Source organism: Leptospira noguchii serovar Panama str. CZ214, assembly GCF_000306255.2.
Classification (GTDB): Bacteria; Spirochaetota; Leptospiria; order Leptospirales; family Leptospiraceae; genus Leptospira; species Leptospira noguchii.
Genome location: NZ_AKWY02000020.1, coordinates 243,090 through 260,708, shown reverse-complemented (window position 1 = coordinate 260,708; position 17,619 = coordinate 243,090). Strand labels below are relative to the sequence as shown.

Annotated in this window: 18 protein-coding genes; 3 read left to right on the top strand and 15 right to left on the bottom strand. The window is 35.8% G+C overall.

Translation table 11 applies throughout. The features are described from left to right. Positions 1–13 precede the first annotated feature (13 nt). From htpG to LEP1GSC059_RS09850, 14 genes are all read right to left on the bottom strand, one after another. Positions 14–1,837, bottom strand: a complete 1,824-nt coding sequence (gene htpG / locus LEP1GSC059_RS09915; protein ID WP_017213398.1) for a molecular chaperone HtpG — start codon at positions 1,835–1,837, stop codon at positions 14–16. Further along, positions 1,834–3,465: a BatD family protein gene (locus LEP1GSC059_RS09910; protein ID WP_020980661.1), complete on the bottom strand. Its 1,632-nt coding sequence runs from the start codon at positions 3,463–3,465 to the stop codon at positions 1,834–1,836. The genes htpG and LEP1GSC059_RS09910 overlap by 4 nt, the downstream gene beginning before the upstream one ends. Next, positions 3,462–4,148 (bottom strand): TPR repeat-containing protein BatC, encoded by a 687-nt coding sequence (batC, locus tag LEP1GSC059_RS09905; RefSeq protein ID WP_002179777.1) that lies wholly within the window; start codon positions 4,146–4,148, stop codon positions 3,462–3,464. The genes LEP1GSC059_RS09910 and batC overlap by 4 nt, the downstream gene beginning before the upstream one ends. Then, positions 4,145–5,188, bottom strand: a complete 1,044-nt coding sequence (gene batB, locus LEP1GSC059_RS09900; RefSeq protein ID WP_017213399.1) for a VWA domain-containing protein BatB — start codon at positions 5,186–5,188, stop codon at positions 4,145–4,147. Before batB ends, batC begins: the two co-directional genes overlap by 4 nt. Continuing rightward, positions 5,185–6,123: a VWA domain-containing protein BatA gene (batA, locus tag LEP1GSC059_RS09895; RefSeq protein ID WP_002180059.1), complete on the bottom strand. Its 939-nt coding sequence runs from the start codon at positions 6,121–6,123 to the stop codon at positions 5,185–5,187. The genes batB and batA overlap by 4 nt, the downstream gene beginning before the upstream one ends. Next, positions 6,120–6,989 (bottom strand): LB_053 family protein, encoded by an 870-nt coding sequence (locus LEP1GSC059_RS09890; protein ID WP_017213401.1) that lies wholly within the window; start codon positions 6,987–6,989, stop codon positions 6,120–6,122. The genes batA and LEP1GSC059_RS09890 overlap by 4 nt, the downstream gene beginning before the upstream one ends. Then, a complete protein-coding gene (locus tag LEP1GSC059_RS09885) occupies positions 6,986–7,816 on the bottom strand; it encodes a DUF58 domain-containing protein (protein WP_002179866.1) in 831 nt (276 codons plus the stop codon). Before LEP1GSC059_RS09885 ends, LEP1GSC059_RS09890 begins: the two co-directional genes overlap by 4 nt. A gap of 6 nt (positions 7,817–7,822) precedes the next feature. Further along, a complete protein-coding gene (locus LEP1GSC059_RS09880) occupies positions 7,823–8,797 on the bottom strand; it encodes an AAA family ATPase (RefSeq protein ID WP_017213402.1) in 975 nt (324 codons plus the stop codon). 249 nt (positions 8,798–9,046) lie between these two features. Continuing rightward, a complete protein-coding gene (locus LEP1GSC059_RS09875; RefSeq protein ID WP_002150854.1) occupies positions 9,047–9,661 on the bottom strand; it encodes an LIC20036 family protein in 615 nt (204 codons plus the stop codon). A gap of 135 nt (positions 9,662–9,796) precedes the next feature. Continuing rightward, positions 9,797–11,116, bottom strand: a complete 1,320-nt coding sequence (locus tag LEP1GSC059_RS09870) for an LIC20035 family adhesin (protein WP_020980707.1) — start codon at positions 11,114–11,116, stop codon at positions 9,797–9,799. A 482-nt stretch (positions 11,117–11,598) separates the two neighbouring features. Beyond that, positions 11,599–12,669 (bottom strand): DUF1574 domain-containing protein, encoded by a 1,071-nt coding sequence (locus LEP1GSC059_RS09865; RefSeq protein WP_002179825.1) that lies wholly within the window; start codon positions 12,667–12,669, stop codon positions 11,599–11,601. Positions 12,670–12,981: 312 nt separating this feature from the next. Next, a complete protein-coding gene (locus tag LEP1GSC059_RS09860) occupies positions 12,982–13,353 on the bottom strand; it encodes a hypothetical protein (RefSeq protein ID WP_002179965.1) in 372 nt (123 codons plus the stop codon). 62 nt (positions 13,354–13,415) lie between these two features. After that, positions 13,416–13,838 (bottom strand): SRPBCC family protein, encoded by a 423-nt coding sequence (locus LEP1GSC059_RS09855; RefSeq protein ID WP_002179897.1) that lies wholly within the window; start codon positions 13,836–13,838, stop codon positions 13,416–13,418. A gap of 9 nt (positions 13,839–13,847) precedes the next feature. Next, complete coding sequence (locus tag LEP1GSC059_RS09850) at positions 13,848–14,651, bottom strand: SDR family NAD(P)-dependent oxidoreductase (protein ID WP_036026903.1); 804 nt, start codon at positions 14,649–14,651, stop codon at positions 13,848–13,850. Between the two features lie 321 nt (positions 14,652–14,972). Here LEP1GSC059_RS09850 and LEP1GSC059_RS09845 point away from each other — a divergent pair, with 321 nt between their 5' ends. The 3 genes from LEP1GSC059_RS09845 (at position 14,973) to LEP1GSC059_RS09835 (ending at position 16,344) form a co-directional block, all read left to right on the top strand. Further along, entirely contained in the window at positions 14,973–15,572 is a 600-nt protein-coding gene (locus tag LEP1GSC059_RS09845; protein WP_004443084.1) for a hypothetical protein, read from the top strand. 168 nt (positions 15,573–15,740) lie between these two features. Next, positions 15,741–15,983 carry a hypothetical protein gene (locus LEP1GSC059_RS09840; protein ID WP_002179888.1) on the top strand — a complete coding sequence of 81 codons (243 nt, stop codon included), beginning with the start codon at positions 15,741–15,743 and terminating at the stop codon, positions 15,981–15,983. Further along, on the top strand, positions 15,964–16,344 hold the full coding sequence (locus LEP1GSC059_RS09835; RefSeq protein ID WP_002180035.1) for a PIN domain-containing protein: 381 nt from the start codon (positions 15,964–15,966) through the stop codon (positions 16,342–16,344). The genes LEP1GSC059_RS09840 and LEP1GSC059_RS09835 overlap by 20 nt, the downstream gene beginning before the upstream one ends. A gap of 73 nt (positions 16,345–16,417) precedes the next feature. Here the strand turns inward: LEP1GSC059_RS09835 and LEP1GSC059_RS09830 are convergent, their stop codons facing one another. Beyond that, positions 16,418–17,362: an ankyrin repeat domain-containing protein gene (locus tag LEP1GSC059_RS09830; RefSeq protein WP_017213405.1), complete on the bottom strand. Its 945-nt coding sequence runs from the start codon at positions 17,360–17,362 to the stop codon at positions 16,418–16,420. Positions 17,363–17,619 lie beyond the last annotated feature (257 nt).

Genomic DNA, 17,619 nt, shown 5'->3' with positions numbered 1-17,619 from the left:
TTTTCTGACTTTTTTAAGCGCCGCTCAACTCTTCTAAAGTTTCCGTAGTCCTTTTTAAATATTCTGAAAATTCAGATTCATCAAATATTTTAGAAGAAAGAAGAGCCATGTCATATACGGTTCTAGCCAACTTATTGGCCTTAGTCGAACTAAGTCCTTTAGACAAACCTAAAATATTTTTTACGAGAGAAGAACGAGTATTAACTACGAGAGTATGGTTCTTTAAAAGATCGAGAGGTTTTTGACCGCCTAACATATTCATTTCGCTCAGCCTACGCAGATGTTCCGGAAGTAAAACCACCGCGGGCACAGTCTCTGCTTTGAGAGGTTCCACCTTAATTTCTAATCCATCCCGTTTTAGTACCTTTTCAAAAAATTCCCGAATTCTGTCCGCCTCTGTTTTGTTATCCGAATCTACAATCGGGGAAGAATGTTCCTTATCCACTACCCCTTCGGCAAGCTCGGAATCGGCTCTTTGAAATTTCATGTCCGGATTTTTAGATTCTAAAAATTGAATAAAGTGAGAATCGATTTTAGAATCTACTAAAATCGCTTCGAGTCCCTGAGACTTAAGCAAATCCATATATACGGAAGAAGTCTCAAAAGCGTAAAATACTTTGCCGTTATTCTTTTCCTTGTTTTTACTCCAATAATCTTCTAAACGAACGATTTCCCCATTGGAAGTTTTGAAAAATATTAGATCCTTTGCGGCTTCGTAGAACTTATCTTCAGTTAACATTCCGTATTTTACAAAAATGGAAATTTCGTCCCAATTCTTTCTAAATTCTTCTTCGTTCTTTTTAAACTCCTCGTTTAAACGATCTGCTATCTTTTTTACGATATGAGCGGAAATCTTTTTTACCAAAGGATCACTTTGTAAATAGGAACGGGAAACATTCAAAGGAAGATCCGGAATATCAATAGTTCCCTTAAGTACAGTCAAAAACTTAGGAATCAAGTCGTTTGAGTCGTCACTTACAAATACATGATTACAATAGAGTTTAATTCCAGATTGATTTACATCTAACTCGTGTTTTAGTTTAGGGAAATATAATATTCCTTGAAGACGAAACGGATAATCTACGTTTAGATGAACATGAAAAAGTGGTTCTCCCGAAAAAGGGAAAAGATAGTTATAAAATTCATCATACTTTTCTTTGGTGACGGAGGAAGGAGTTTCGGACCAAAGAGGAGTTTGTTTATTTGCTTGTTCGTTTTTAACGTAAATTGGAACCGGAAGAAAATCGCAGTATTTACGAATCAGTTCTTTGAGTTTCCATTGATCTAGATATTCCCCAGAATCTCCGTCTAAGTGAAGAATAATTTTAGTTCCTCTTGTGGTTTTATCCGAAGAACGTAAATAAAATTCGGTTCCGGATTCGCTTTCCCAAACTACCGCAGTAGAACCTTTTTGATACGATTTAGTTTCTAAAGTCACCTTTGTAGAAACCATAAAACAGGAATAAAATCCCAATCCAAAATGTCCTATGATTTCCGGTTTGGCGCCTTCTCCTTGAAATTTTTTTACAAACTCTTCTGCGCCCGAAAACGCAATTTGATTGATATATTTTTGAACTTCCTCAGAACTCATTCCGATTCCGTTGTCTTCTATTGTTAAAATTCTTTTTTCCTGATCAAAATCCAGATCAATTCTATAATCGGTGCCACCTTCAAATTCTTCGGAAAATGCAATTTTCTTTAACTTAGTGATCGCATCATTTGCATTAGATACAAGTTCTCTAAGAAAAATATCCTTTTCTGAATATAACCATTTTTTAATAATCGGAAATATGTTTTCCGTTTCTACGGAAATTTTTCCTTTGATTTCTTCACTCATAAATTTTCCTCCATTTTATTTTTCAAAATAAAATTTGCGATACGTAACAGAGTTCTTTTATCCCTTAGATTCAATGGAAGCGCAAGCTCCGTAAAACCAGATTTGGCTTCTGAAATTTCCAACAAAAAAGAAACGTCCTTTTCGGAAATCCCTTTGGAAAGCAAGAAATGCTTCAATACCAAGCCTCTTTTAGTTCCCGTTTGTAAGTCAAGTTCTTTTAAAATTGGAACTCCTAAGATCGGAAAAAGAATCGGAAGAGATATTAGAAAAGTAGAATTTGGTTTTTGGAAATAAAACCAAATTACAAAAGATAAAAGTACGAAAACGAAAGTCAAAATCCAAAAAGAAAAAATCGAAGTTCGATTTTCTTCGGAAGATTCTTGACTTTTAGAATTTTTGTCCGTTCGAACGGAAACGTTTACAGAAGGAATCTCAAAAGAAACCGTCTGATAATTTCCAGAAACTGGATCAAAAAAAATAAAATCTTTTGGTTCTTGTTTCCAGATCCCAACATTTCTCATGGGGATCCCATATTCAAAACGAGCTACTGAATAAAAACCGTATCCTCCGTTTTCTAACTCGGTGAATTTCCAAGAACGAGAAGTGTCATACAACGTTACTTCTGGGATACAATTCCTTCCTTCTTTACAATTAGAAATTGGTTCCGCTACAGAAGAGAGATTCCCCTCACCTTCGATCGTTAGTTTTAGATATAAGGTTTCTCCTTCTTGAATCGTCTTTGGATCGTTTTCAATTTTTACCTGAGTTTTAAATTTACCTACCGCTCCGCTGAACTTTCCCTCAAATTTAGGGAGTTCTTTTACGCGGATTTGATTTGGAGTTGTAGGAATCGTTTTTACGTTGAAGTAAGATTGAAGCTGACCTTCCAAAGCGAATGTGGTTTTACCGAGTTGAAATTCTCCAGCTCTTAGAGGAATTAAAGAATAAATCTCTTTGTTATATACCGCAATATCATATACATTTCCTTCATATAAAACCTGATCTGGAACCTTTACCGCAACTCCGGAAATCACTTCACTTCGAAAATACGGAAAACGAATAGAATCCGCAGGATTTCGGTCAAAGTAAGGTTTACGCACATCCCTATAATACAAAGTAAAATAACCTATGAGAGGTTCTCCGACCCAAACTTCTTTTTTACTTGTTTGAAAGATTACTTTTAGATCCGCGTTTTCGGGTACAGCCTCCTCTTCAAAATGAAAAAAGCGATCAAAAAAAGAACCTCTTTTTGCAATTTTAGATCTTTCTAATACTTGAATCTTTAAGGGAGGAGGAGAAAACATTTTACCGTTCACTTCTATACTGAGAGTTGGAAGTGTAAACATACCTTGTTTGGAAGCCTGGATTCTAAATTTCAAAAGCCTTTTTCTAAAAACTTGAAAATTGATGATCGTAGTATTTTCTTCTGAACCAGCGTAAGTTACGGAAACGTCTGAATTGGAATAGGATTTTTGAGGGATCGAAAACCTGGAAGCCATATCCAATTCAAAAACGGCATAGGATTCTTCTCCGAGGGGGAATGTGTTTCGCGTAACGTAAAATTTGGTTTCTTCCGCAGAAATAGAACCGATACAAAATAAAAAAAAGATGATCCAAAATCGGTTCACCAGAAAACCTCTCTGTCTTTGGTTCTTCCGCTTTTTCTGCGTACCTTATTTAAATCTAAAGAATCTAAAATTCTTTCCGTCTCCTCTTTAGTTAGGCGATCTCCTTTGTTAGGCGAAGTATCAGCGTTTTGACCGTTTTTCTGTTTTTTATCTGAGGATGGATCCGTTTGATTTTTAGAACGATTTTCCTTTTTAGAGTTAGAATTTTGCGAATCCGAATCTTTAGAATTCTGAGAAGGAGGTGGGGTTTTACGAAGATATTCTAAATTTTTTCTGGCTTCCTTTAAATCCGGATTGAGTTTTAAAGCCTTGATAAATTCTTCTGCGGCTTTTTTACGATCTCCGGCACGCATATAACTGTTTCCTAAATTGAACCTGGATTTCCATTGAACTTCGGGAGAAGTGGAATCTGCGGACTTCTCAAAATGACGGATCGCCTTATCTATGTTACCCGATTTGAATTCTACAGTTCCACGATTGAATTCTAATCTAGGATCTTCAGGAAAATAAGACTCTGCTTCCTGATACCTTTTCAAAGATTCCAAGTATTCTCCCTGATTATAATATTCTAAACCTTCCCCAATCCGATTCCCGCCCGGATCCAACTCGATCGCATACAAAGACGCCGTTAAAACCGAACTAATTAGAATTACAAAATATTTAAATGTACGAATTTGTTTCATGTCACAACGTCCGATTCCCGTTTAGAAAACAGAAAAAATTCCACTAAAATCCAATCTAACAATAGGAATAAAACAGCCGCAAATAAAAATTTACCAGAACCTTCCGCGCGTTTTAGATCTTTTTTTCTAGAATATAAGTTTTCTTCTAAAGAAAAGATTTCTTTTTGTAGTATTGCAGAATTGGGTGGATTTGAATCCAGTGAATAAAAACTTCCATCGTTTTTATCCGCGAGATTTTTTAAAAAAGTTCGATTCATCTTAGAATGTATGATTCCGGGGGAATTAGAGTTTGAAGTCAGAGTTCCATCCTTCAAAAGAAAACCATTTAAACCAGAGTTTTCATCATTATAAATGATCGGGCCTCCGACCTCCGTTCCAGCCGCCCAAACTTGAAAACTGGCAGGAAATGAAATCGGTTTCGGATCGTTTTGATCTTCTCCATCCGTCACTAAAATCAAAATTCGATTCCGAAATACTTTTTCGGAATGAAGCAACACTTCCGCCTTTGCAAAAGCCTGTTTTAAATCGGTTCCACGATCTCCTACCATATCCACATCTAAACCACGCACATAATCAGAAAATGCAGGCACATCAGAAGTCATCGGACAATATAAAAACGGACTTCCTGCAAATACGATCATTCCAAATCTGTTTCCGGATAAAGAGGGTAACATTCTAAGTAATACTTCTTTAAATTTAGCCAACCGGGTGGGAGAATTATCTACCGCCTGCATAGAAAGACTTACGTCCACTAAAAAAAGTATATCCACTCCTTTAAAAGATTCTTCCTTTTTTTCGTCTTTCATTTCCGTTTTTAGACCTGCAAAAAAGACACAGACTAAAACCGCAAAAATTAATAAAATTCTTATCAATACTAAACGAGTGTCCGGAAACGAAGAAGAACGTTCTAAACCGGGATAAAAAATTTTCCATTCTCGTATTTTATAAATTATAAATATTCTAAAAATTAAATATATTATCCATACGAATACAAGAGCAAAAAAAATGTTTTTTAAATTGGCAGAAAACTCTTGATTCATACGTAATACCTTAGAAAAAACGCACGTAATATCAGATCCAAAAGTAAAACCGCTAAAGCCCTATAAAGCCAGATTTCATATTCAGTTTCTCTTACTTCTTTGGGAGGATTTTGCAAAGGGTCTTTTTCAAGAGAATCGATCGAGGAAAGAACCGCTTTCATTTCCTCTGGGTCTTCTGCCCTAAAAAACCTCCCCCCAGTGTTGGCAGAAAGTTCCTGTAAAATTTGGAAATTAATTTCATAAGAACCGTCTTCTTTTCCAATTCCAACAGAATAAATTTTTGCTCCGATTTGTTCCGCAAGATCAGTTGCCGTTACTGGATCGATTTTACCCGTGTTGGAAACTCCATCGGTAATAAGTACAATCACTTTGGAACGAGCCTTAGAATTTCTCAATCGATACGTAGAAAGAATGATCGCGTCTCCTATTGCGGTTCCCTGCTCCGTCACTGTTTCTTCTTCTATGGTTCCTAAAATTTCGTTCAACGATTCTCGATCACCTGTAAGAGGAGCTTGTAAATAAGCAGCACCCGCAAAAACTACTAAACCAAGACGATCGTTATTTCTTTTTTCGATAAATCTTTTTAAGAGTTTTTTAGAAACTCCTAATCTAGTTTCGGGAAGAAAATCCCTACTTCTAGACATAGAGCCTGAAACGTCCAAGGAGATCATTATATCGACCCCTTCCTTTTCCTCCGGTAGAAAAGTAGTTTTTTTACCCGGTCCGGAAAGTGAAATGATCATCAAACTGATCGCAATCGGACGTAGTATCGGTAAAAATTTTCCTAAATGTTCTAATTTGGAAAAAACACCTTCCCTTCTACCCGGAAAACGGATTTCCATCCTTCTTAAATACATTTTGTTTTTATAATATACAAATGCCCAAGCCCAAACCGGAATCAAAAGTAGGAGCGCGTAAGGATATTCAAAATTCATTTTTGATCCCAAATCCCCTTCCAATATAAAAACTTCTCTTGTGCTTCTTCTCTGGATAAGTAGACATTTTCAGGTCTAAATTTTTTCTCGGTTAAAAACTCTTTCCAACTCAGAAGTTCTTGTTTTTCAAATGGAAATTGATCATATAAAAAATGGAACAATTCCGTTTCCGTAAAAGAAGCTGTTTGTTTTTCAGAAAGACCAAATGACTTTTCTCGAATATAATAAGATAATAATCTAGCAAAGTCTCGGGCTGAAATTATTTCCTGTTTTAAAAGTTCGTTCAATCGAATTTCATAAATTTCAACCTTTTCTAAAGTTGGTTCTACTTGAATGATCGCGTCCAAAGGAAATTTTTTATTTGAATAAATGTGATATGCGTAAATTACAAAGCCGATCAAAAGAACTATTAGAAACAAAAGGACAAATAATCTTCCCCAATAAGATCCCGAAAAGGCCAAAGGCGGGATTATATCCGCGGGTCCCGTATCCGAAGTTGGGATTGAAGATTCGATCAAAATTTCCTTTTTAGAAAATTCTTTTTTTCCGTTTATATCCGTCCAAAAGATCGGAACCATAAATTTTCCCGTGGCATAAAAAACAAAATCCACAACGATAGAATTATCTTTTTTTTCGGAATATACAATTTCAAACCAAGGTATATCTGGAGAATCTTCTAAAAAATGGATTCCCATCTCCGGGACTTGAACATTTTTTACTTCTTCTAAATTCCATTTTAATTGGTATCGGATTTTTTCCGCGACCAAAACTTTTTCCGGGGAAACAGATTCTACAGGCTCAGCGGCCAGACTCGAAAAAAACATTAAAATCCAAGAATATACTATAATTCGAATCTGTTTTTTCATTTCGAAAAATACCGGATTAGGTCCTTAGTTTTCAATTCATATTCCGTCAGATCCAATAAAGAGGTCTGAAAAAAAGAACGTAACGATTTTAACTCGAATTTCGGAGAAAGACTTTTTCCCAAAAGACCTCCGCCAGATTCTTCCGGATCTCTAATATAAAAAAAAGATAATAATGATTTAGGAGGATTGATTTCCAAAGGGTCCCTAAAACGAACCGCGTGAAGAGAATAGTGTTTTTTAAGACTGGAATATTTTTTTAAACCGTGGACTCCTATAAAGTCGCTTAACAAAAATACGTCTGCGTATCTATGGACTCTATTTTTTAAATATCGAAATGGCAAAAGTGGCTCTGACTTTCTGGGAATCAATTCTTTAGAAGAAATTTTTCGTAACACCGGAAGTAGTTCGTTTCTAGAACGTAGAAAATCAGTTTCCCATTCCACCCGATCACAATAGAGAATGATCTTTACCCGATTTCCTTTTTGTACATAGAGTAAAGAGATAAGAGCTAAAACCTGAAAGGCATTTTCTGCTTTAGAAAATTCTCCCGAACCCCATTCCATAGAAGAAGATATATCGTAAAAAACGATGGCTTGCCTTTCCTTTTCTTCGTAAAATTCTCTTACATACAATTCTCCAAAACGAGAAGTTACATTCCAATCGATCAGTCTTGTATCGTCTCCAAAATCGTAGAGTCTTACATCTTTAAAATCCAGCCCCCTTCCTCGTTTAAAACTTTCCGCGTTTCCGGCCTTTTCTTTAAAAGAACGGGACTTACGTTCCAATTCTAGGTTTGATAAAATTGATAAGAATTCTTTACGGATCATACAAAATTAAGGAACCGGAGTGGCCTCCACAACGGTGCGAATCAAGGACTCTACATTCAATTCTTCTGAAATTGCTTCGAAGGTAAGTAGTATTCTATGTCTTAATATTTCTACAAGAGATGTCTTTACGTCTTCCGGAGTGACGTATGTCCTGCCGCTCAAAAGAGCATTTGCTTTAGAACTTTTTAATATACTTAAAGAAGCTCTTGGAGAAGCTCCGTGTCGGATATATGGAATGAGTTCCGGAATGGTTCTTTCTTCCGGCCTTGTGTTTCGAACCAATCGAACGATATAGGATTTGATTTTTTCTTCGATGAATACTTCGTCGAGCATAGAGGATAGTCGTAAAATTTCAGTGGAAGAGACAGTCTTTTTAATCTTCCCGTTTACCGAGCTTAGTTTTCCGTGTTGATCTAAAATAGAAACTTCTTCTTCTAACGTTGGATAATCTACGTTGATCTTCATCAAAAATCGATCCATCTGAGCTTCGGGAAGAGGATAGGTTCCGTCCTGATCAATTGGGTTCTGAGTTGCAATTACTAAAAACGGTTTGTCTAATTTATAAGTTTTGTCTCCGATCGTAACGGTCTTTTCTTCCATACTTTCCAGAAGAGCAGATTGAACCTTAGCCGGGGCTCTATTGATCTCGTCTGCAAGTAAAACTCCTGTAAACACAGGTCCTTTTCTAGTTTCAAATTCTGTGGTTTTTGGATTGAATACTACTGTTCCGACAAGATCAGCCGGTAAAAGATCCGGCGTAAATTGAATTCTTTTGAAATTTAAATCGAGAGCACTTGCAAGTGATCTAGCGAGTAATGTTTTTGCGAGTCCGGGCATCCCCTCCAAAAGTACATGACCTTGACAGATCAGACAAACCAATACGTTTCGAATAACCTCGTCCTGTCCCGTAATTTCTTTTCCCAACTCTTGTTTAAGAGTTTCCAGTTTGATCCTGGCATCTTCCAGTGTTTCTTTTTCCATAGGGTAAGAATTCGATAACCTAAGATCTGCTTCAAGCGAATTCAGAGTGCAAACTTTACTTTGTTCGTTTTATACAGAGTACAGTATGTTTGAATTTGCCTATACAAACCAAAAACTTTGTGCCGAGACAAATCTTTATATATATAATTTAGAATGCAGTTTAAAGAATCAGTTTTTACAAATCATACTCAATATATTTTTTGTAAGACTGTTTTGCAAAGAAAAACGAGAGCGACTTGCTAATTTCTGTTACCTTTTTGCATCCCAATTACCGGAACTATTATTACCTCGGTAAGTGCCTGAAATCGATCTGCCTTCTAAAACTCCTATATACTTTTGAGAAAATGGAACGTTACTACCTAACTCCGAACATTTGATACCTGCACAAGAACGAACGAATTGGATTTGATTTCCTTTCGTAAAAACTCCATTCAAAAATTCTGATTTTCCTTTTCCCCAGTTTGAAAATTTTAGAACCCCGTAGAGTTTTCCGTTTTTTCCACCAAAAAATTGAAGAGTACCTTTGTGAGGACCTACGTTCAATTGATACGTGCCTACAAATAATTTATCGTTTGCAGAAAGTTCAGCAGAATCGGAAGATTTTTCTTCGGCTATAAATTCTATTTTTTCGATTAGATCTGTTTGAATTTCTTGATCCGGTTCGGCGATTTTTAAAATCTTAGAATCGATAGATACCAATACACCTTGCGTAAAAGATCCGTTATACGTCACCTTTGCGCTTCTTTGAATTCCTGAATTACAATTTCTTAAGTAAAAACCCAAAATAAAAAACAAAATCGCTGTAGGGATAAAAATCGCTAAGTCTCGTTTCCAAAAGAATCGAGAAGAATTTTCAGTGCTCATACAATATTATCGGTAAGTTTCAAAAAACGTTCTCTTCTAAAATCTGGTTTTTATTTAAACGTGAAAGAACTTTTATAAAACTTAGAAAACGCCTTTTAAACTAAAAAATACGACGTTTTCTAAGCCGCCGATTGATTATTTACAACCCTGCATTTCTCCCATTCTTTTGTTTTCGTTTCCGTTGATGTAATACACCTTTCCAGAACCAACAGTCCAACAACCGTTTTTCTTATTCGTGCCGATCATGATGGGCCCTTCTCCGGTTTTAGAACCGTTATCGTCGTACTCGATCGCCTTAGAATCACTTACGATCTCGAATTGTTTTTTACCGTCCTTATAATACGTAAACGGGATGTCTGGTTTATAACTCGCTTTGAGTTCGTTTGTAGCCTCATCTATGTTCATGATGGAGAACTGAAGTTTTCCTTTTCCGATCAACTGTCCTTCTTTGTTATACGCTTCCGCAGAGGACATCATAAACTCGTTCATCATCTCACCTTTGTAGGCAGGATTTCCATTGCTCCAGTTGAATTTCCAAACCCCTTTACGAGTATGTTCTCTTTGACCTTCGGCAAATATATTTCCATTTTTATAATATTCTTTCCAATAACCGGAACGAAGCGCCTTTTTTTCTTTTGGATCTTTTTCTTTTTCGGTTCCAGGTTCTAACTTAGGTTTATAACCGCCTTCCGTCTGAATCGAACCGTTGTCATAGTAAGTTTTCCAAGTGCCTGTTTTCAAATCGTCTTTATAAGAACCTTCACTTTGAACCGTATTTCCGTCCTTATGATAAGAAATTTCCTGGCCTTGTTTTAAACCATTGGAATAGTTAGAAATTTTTTTCTTAGCGCCGCTTTGACCTGGGTCTGCGTAGTATTCCGTCCAAAGACCATCTTTTTGATCGTCTTTATAAGAACCTTCTTCATCCATCAAACCTTCGTTATTCTTTTTCCAATAAGGTCCATTTTTTTTATCGGCTTTATAAGCAACACTCTCTGTTTGAACACCGTCTCTTTTAAATTTCTTTTCTTCTCCCTCTTTAACACCACCTACATAAGGAGTGTCACGCAACACCTCGCCGGTTTCGTAAAGAGTTTTCCAAGAACCTTCCCTTTTATCATCCTTATATTCTCCGATTCGAACTAGAACAGAAACTTTCTTTTTCGTAGCGGAATCTTCTTTTTCCTGATATTCTTTCCAAGCTCCATTCTTTTTGAACTTTTTGATCTGATCCGGTTTTAAACCGTCTAACTGTTCGGGAGAACAAGGTTTACCACCACAATCAGTGACAACCGGACCTTCTGCTTTCATGTTGAAAGTTTCTTTATACTTTTCCACACGAATATTTGGAGGAAGAATTTGAATTTCTAAATCTTTACCTTTGTTCTCCACATTGGGAGTGGAGTTACAATAAGAAATCGCAATCGTAACAATAGCCAAACAAAATCGTTTCATCATTATTCCTTAAAAGTTTGAAAACTTCTCACAAACGTAAAAGAATAGAATTCAAAAGTCAAGAAAATCAGAAATATACTTATCCTGAGATTTCAACTTATTTGTTAAAAATACCACATTCTAACTTTTATTCAAAACTGAAACGGTGGGTTGATTCTACTCAGAACTACGTAATAAAATAGCTATTTAATAGTTTAAACTTTAATCATGTGAATGAATCTTGGCGAATCAAAAACTCGATACAACGGACTTACTGAATTGAACAAAACTCTTTTCTTTTAACTTACCACAACCCAAGATAACTACTCAGCAAAATTGTTCCGCGAGCAGAGACTCATACTTTTAGAATTTTTTCTCATTTCCTTACGTCAAACTCAAGTTAAGTATTTTAGAAAAACATAATCTAGTTTTATAATTTTCAATAGGTCATTATGCTACAACAACATTGAATTTGTCGCGGTTCGACTTTTAAAAATTCAATTTTATTTTGGATCTAAATAGTAATGAAGCAAAATAAATCGAATAAAAGGACGATAACAATCCAAAGAAATATGTCCGCTATCCGCGTAAGAATTACAAGCGTAGTAAGGATCTTTACTCATATCGATGAGAGGAACTTTCCAATCGTCATGAATCGGTTTTACTCTTTGTGACCAAGTTTCAGGAATTTTTAATTCTTCTAAAACTTTTTCCATAGGAGGAGAAACCCCAGGTTTTACAAATAAGATCCTTAGATTTTCTTCTCTTTGTAGTATAAAAATTTTCTTATAAAATTCATACTGCATAGGAGAAGGAGCATAAGAAGGATAAATCCAACCGATCGTCTTACGTGCGGACTCTTGAATTTTACCAAAATCTTTTTCCACATAAGCGCCTGCCGGAGAAATTGCATTTCCTTTATCGGATTTTAGAGTGGCGATCGTCATCGTCTTCAATAATTCGCCCATTGCAGAATTTTCATTCTTGAAACGTTTGATAACATTGCCGATATAAGGTTTGTTGTAACTGACTCCGAAAAGAAAATTGGCAAAGTAATAATTTACGTTTTCTTTTCCAAAAGTCCATGCATATTTTATAATAAAGATAGGATCAAAACTATTTGCTAAATTTGATTTTTTGAATGTAGTGCTGTTTTTATTAAACTGAAACGGGTCCGTTTCTATTACGATCAGATCTGGGTGAACCCCTCCGTCTTTTACGAGTTTTTCGAGAAAGTATAAATAATAAGCCGGAGTCGTAACCGCAGAAGAAAGATTATAAATATCCCAATCAGGATAAAACGCCAAAAGATCTGAATTTTGAAAGTAGAGCATTCTAGAAGATCCCATAAGGATCATTAGCTTTTTCTTTTTTTCGGGGTTTTTAGTATATTCTCCGTCGGAACCGTACTTGGAAACGATTTCTTTAAGAAGTTCCTTTTTGACGTCGTAATAAATATAAGTGAATTCTTGTTTTACATAATCTCGGACCTGATCTAAAAAGAAAAGTTTGTCCAATAAAAAAATCGCAAAAAACAAAAGAACTGGGTACCAAAGAAACGGTTTTGATTTCAAGAGATTCTCCCGGTCATAAAATTATACTTTTTGCAATTAAAATTTTTTTGAAACTCATTGTAGGGACCTACACAGGATTCGTTTTCTATTTTCAAAATGTAGGAACTAACACAAAATTGTATTTAACCGTAAAATCCTAACCTATCAATCACTTTCTTTTAGTTCAGCGAACACAACAGTGAATTTCGCAAAAACAAATCGCAATGAGAAATTCCGACAAAGAACGTTTTGGCGAGAAGAACATGAAACAAATCACAAAAAAAGAGCCGGTAGGAACACCGGCTCAGATTTTATAGAAAGTAAAAGACTGTCTCAGGCAGTTACCATATCTTTCTGAGAAAACTGTCTGCGTTTCTTTTGTAACTCGGCAAACCATTCTTCCGCGTGTTTATGATAAGTGACCAGACGTTTTACATGAATTCTTCTTTCAGGCATCAAAACTCTTCTTGCTTCATGAATGATTTCTTCCACGATCTTAGTATGAAACGTAAAGTGACTGGAAAAAAGATTGAAGTAATCTCTATCCGAAGTTTCCCAAGGTCTGGAAGTGATGTCTGTAAAATATTGCTCTAACTGTCCGATATCAAAATCGAAGTCTGATTCGTAAGGAGAATTGACAACTGCAATCGCATCAGTAAGATCTGTGAGGGTTTGAAAGTAAGTCTCTAATTCGGGTAGTTCCACAGGTAAAAATCACCTTTTCCTAATAGGTTCTTTTTACCATCCTTTTAAGAGGCCTTAGGCGTTCAAGATTTTTTCAAATAGTCCTTCAAATGTTTTCCCTCTTCCTCCCAACCTTCAGAAGCGGCTTCGACCCACACGTCATACTTATCTCCAACCGGATAACCTGAATTGATAACAACCAATTTAGAGGAATCCTCACCTAAAGAATGAAATTCCAATTTCAATTCTATTTCTCCCGCAGGATGATCTTGCCAAAGCAGTATCAATTCTTTAAAAGGAATTATCTTTTTATAAATACCGTTAGTCGTAAGATCTCCTTCCATCCCAAGCCTCCAAGTCCAAGCAAAGTTTGCTCCTTCTTTAGGACGACCCGTTACCTTATCCGCAAGCCAGTGAATCAATTCCTCGTTTACGGTAACCGCGTTCCAAACCCTCATAAGAGGATAATCAAATTGAAATTCTTTGACAATACTTCTTGTTTCCATACTTTCCTTCTAGTGAAAATCTTTATAAAGTTTTTTGAATAGAGTTCTTTCTAAAAACGCGGGTGCAAAATTTCTTAACCATTTTAGAAAAAAACCGGAGCTGTCCATGATAACCAGCCTAGATTCTGGATCTTCCACAGAATTGATCATCTTAGATGCAACTTCTTCGGGAGATCTAATTTTGTTACTAGAATGTTGCGATTCGTTCAAAACGTTTCCATCTCCATCCAAACCGGAAGAACGTAGTTTTGTTTTAGTATAAGGAGGGCAAAAAATGATAAACGACAACCCGTCTTCGGAAAGTTCGATCCTTGCCGCTTCCAAAGCTGAGTGTAACGCGGACTTAGAAGAAGAATAAGCACTTCTTCCTGGAATTCCGTATAACCCACTTACAGTAGATGTAGCAATTACGGAGCCTCGATTTAATTTGATCTGAGGTAATAATCTTTGAATGAGATAAATAGGACCGAAAAAATTAATATCGAAGGTTTTGCGAAAAGTTTCAATCCTAGTAGAATCAAAACGAGAATGAGTTGTAATACCAGCATTTGCAAATAGAACGTCTATCCCTCGATAGTTTTTAGAAATTTTTTTAACCGCCTTGTCTATTTCCTTTTCAGAACTTAAATCGGTAGAAATATGAATCCAATCGGCAACGATACCTTTCTTTTGTTTTAAAAGATTCGGTTCAGTTCTAGAAAGATTGATCAGAGTACAATCCAATTTAGATAAAATCTCTAAAATCGATTCTCCAATTCCCGAAGAACCACCAGTTAACACAATCGTTTTGCCTGACCAAAATGAAGGATTCATATCACGGAGCATTCTCAATGTAAGAAAGAAGGATTCAAGAATTTTTTGAAGAGAAAAGAAGAACATTCCGTTACGTCCTCCAATATAGAACACCTTGTTTTAATGAAAAAAGAAAGATAAGAACCACGGAAAGATTCTGCTTATAAAATATAAACTTGATGGAATTAGAATAAATCTATTTTATAGAACTGTTACTACTTATAACTATATAATAAAGTACCTAATATTTTGCATGGAATCAGTGTTTTGTGATAAAATTAACGGTACTCAATTTTATAGAGATCAGTAACTCAAAAAATTTGCTCTTAATTTCTAAAAACTATGAAAAAATATAAAATCCAAATTTTTCTATTTTTGCTGATGATGTCAATCGCAAGTCTTTCGATATTTTATAAACTGAATCTAAATAAGATTGTGGATTCTATCGATTTAAAAAATCAAACCGAATCGGAGATACAAAAAGTATGGATCCAATTTGCGAATTCGATTCTCGCAGGCGATCTCAAAGAAACCAAAAGGCTCTCTACGAATTGCATTTATTGTCCGGAGTGTTTGACCAATACCCCGGAAGAAGAATCCAAATATCAGGATTCAAATTATGATAAATTTTATTCCAATCTTTCCTATATATCAATCGATACCTTTTTGGAAAAAGACATACCTTTATCCTTAAATGCCGAGATAAAAACAAAACTCTTAAATCCAAACAACTACAAAATCGATTCGGAAGACCCAATTCCAGATCGATTCAATCGCTCTTGTATTATTTCAAAAGAAGAATTTAGTTCTACAAAGGTTTATGCTGTTTTAGTTACAGTTCAAAAATCAACTTCCGAATCGGAAGGAGATGTGCAGAGAAAATTTACTTTTATTCGGACTAAAAATGGATTACGATTTTGTGAATATTTAAGCATTCCTTAAATCTTTTTTCGAATTTAAGTTTGTTCAAACAAAGTATTTTATCATTAAAATTTTTGGAAAAGATCTCCGTCTAATAAATTTTTACCGCAAATTGACTTTCTAAAATCGTAAAAATAATCAGCTTGAAACGATTCATTCTTAAAATTCGATTTTTATATTGACATTCGTATGTATTTTGATACAGATCAGTTTATGGTCGCGCAAACATATGACAAAAGAATCACCGCCAATCTCCCCGAAAAACTTTTAAAAGAGGCCAGAAACGTGACCGGAAAGGGCATTACAGAAACAATTGTGATCGGGCTGGAATTGATTCGAAGAAGTAGAGCTTATGATAAGGCCCAAAACTTAAAGGGCAAGATCAAAATAGAAATCGATCTGGACGTAAGTCGTGAGCGCTCTCGTAATTGATACTTCTAGTTTTATCAGCTATTTTTCTCAGGGAAACGAACTCATAGACGAGGCTCTCAAAGAAGGAAGGGCCTATCTTTCTCCAGTGGTAGCCGCGGAACTTTTAAGCGGGATCCGTTCCAAATCGGATCAAGAACGGATGAAGGATTTTTTAGAAGATCTTCCCCTCTGTGGAAACGAAATACAATCCTGGTTTCAAGTCGGACTTCTTAGATCTAAACTCTATTCCAAAGGACTTTCCGTTTCCGTTGCAGACGCGCATATTTGTCAGTGCACTCTCGAACTGAAAGCACATCTAATTACGGAAGATAAAATTTTCTCGAAGATTTCAAAACTTATAACCTTGAAGTTAGTTCACTAAGAAAAGTCGAAAGTATAATTAGATAACGTGCCTTGAAATTTATTCAAAAAGCATTTCATTCGGTTTTCACTTTTTAGTAAATATGACCGAATGCAAATATTTTAAAATCGTCGGAAACTTTTGTATGTTTAAAAATAAAATCTCGATTGAAAACGAGTCCGTCTCTGAGTAATTCTTTTTCAGTACGATCTTCATCCTTTTGTGGCTCTAAAAATGAAAAGTCAAGTCCTACGACTTCTACATCCGTGTTCGCTGTTTTGACGATTGGAATAGAAAACGAAAAATCACCGGAACTGTATCGGAGATGTTGTATCTTTTCCTGAGATTTGTACTGATCCCCGTAATTTTTCACATAATACTGCAACGTTTTTTGAAACGCTTCTTCCGTATTCGCCACCAACCGACCTACGTCGATTCCGAATACGTAAAACTTCTGATCGTTATGTTGTGCCGAAAATAACTGTATCGAATTCGTCCAACTTCTCAATATTTCTTTGATTCTTTCCAGATCGAGAAAATAGTAAGGGGACTTCACCTTTCCCTCGATCGCAGACTTAAGTATTTCTTCATATACGGAACCAGAATTCGCGATCTCAATAGCGGATCCGTATTTCCCTTTCTTTTGCGAATCAGCTCCATAAGCAAGAAGCCAATATGTCGTTTTAAGATTGTGATTTCCCACCGCAAGTTGAAGGGGAGTTTGGTTTTGTTTTGAAACGTCGGGTTGAATCCCAGCTTTCAACAAAACTTTTGTATAGGCTAAGTAATTATCTTCGGAAGCGAAGAAAAATAATGCTTCCGCTTGTTTTGGCTCACTTGAATTCTCAAATATAATTTTTGTCACTTCGGAAGAACCGCCGTAGTCAGCCTCTGCAATGGCAGCAAATTGGAGAGGGCTCCTTCCAAAGCCCTTCGGATCTACCACCTGAACGTTTTCGAAGGAATTACCGGTTTCTAAAAATTTCCGAATCTCTAAAATATCTCCCTTTAAAATCGCTTGAGTCAGCATTTCGCTCATTTATTTCTTTCTCCATAGAATCCATCTCGAATGGCTTTTACTTTGTTTCGTTTTTTCAAGTTTTTTCTGCTTTGGATTTAAGGAAACAAAATCAAATAACTCTGTTCAATTATCCGGATCATTTATAAAATTCACTATCAAAAGACTCTAGAAAACGGATAATTTTCTCCGAAAAATTAAAAGCTTCATCCGAAATATCTTTTGGCCTGAACGGGGATGTCTTGATTGCTTTTTCGCGGTCTTTAACGCTAGAGCAT

Coding starts and splice junctions, on each gene's coding strand:
- LEP1GSC059_RS09875 (WP_002150854.1), bottom strand. CDS start 9,661: ATGAGCACTGAAAATTCTTCTCGATTCTTTTGGAAACGAGACTTAGCG.
- LEP1GSC059_RS09855 (WP_002179897.1), bottom strand. CDS start 13,838: ATGGAAACAAGAAGTATTGTCAAAGAATTTCAATTTGATTATCCTCTT.
- LEP1GSC059_RS09830 (WP_017213405.1), bottom strand. CDS start 17,362: ATGAGCGAAATGCTGACTCAAGCGATTTTAAAGGGAGATATTTTAGAG.
- batA (WP_002180059.1), bottom strand. CDS start 6,123: ATGAATTTTGAATATCCTTACGCGCTCCTACTTTTGATTCCGGTTTGG.
- LEP1GSC059_RS09840 (WP_002179888.1), top strand. CDS start 15,741: ATGTATTTTGATACAGATCAGTTTATGGTCGCGCAAACATATGACAAA.
- LEP1GSC059_RS09885 (WP_002179866.1), bottom strand. CDS start 7,816: ATGATCCGTAAAGAATTCTTATCAATTTTATCAAACCTAGAATTGGAA.
- batC (WP_002179777.1), bottom strand. CDS start 4,148: ATGAAACAAATTCGTACATTTAAATATTTTGTAATTCTAATTAGTTCG.
- LEP1GSC059_RS09890 (WP_017213401.1), bottom strand. CDS start 6,989: ATGAAAAAACAGATTCGAATTATAGTATATTCTTGGATTTTAATGTTT.
- LEP1GSC059_RS09845 (WP_004443084.1), top strand. CDS start 14,973: ATGAAAAAATATAAAATCCAAATTTTTCTATTTTTGCTGATGATGTCA.
- LEP1GSC059_RS09850 (WP_036026903.1), bottom strand. CDS start 14,651: ATGAATCCTTCATTTTGGTCAGGCAAAACGATTGTGTTAACTGGTGGT.
- LEP1GSC059_RS09870 (WP_020980707.1), bottom strand. CDS start 11,116: ATGAAACGATTTTGTTTGGCTATTGTTACGATTGCGATTTCTTATTGT.
- batB (WP_017213399.1), bottom strand. CDS start 5,188: ATGAATCAAGAGTTTTCTGCCAATTTAAAAAACATTTTTTTTGCTCTT.
- htpG (WP_017213398.1), bottom strand. CDS start 1,837: ATGAGTGAAGAAATCAAAGGAAAAATTTCCGTAGAAACGGAAAACATA.
- LEP1GSC059_RS09880 (WP_017213402.1), bottom strand. CDS start 8,797: ATGGAAAAAGAAACACTGGAAGATGCCAGGATCAAACTGGAAACTCTT.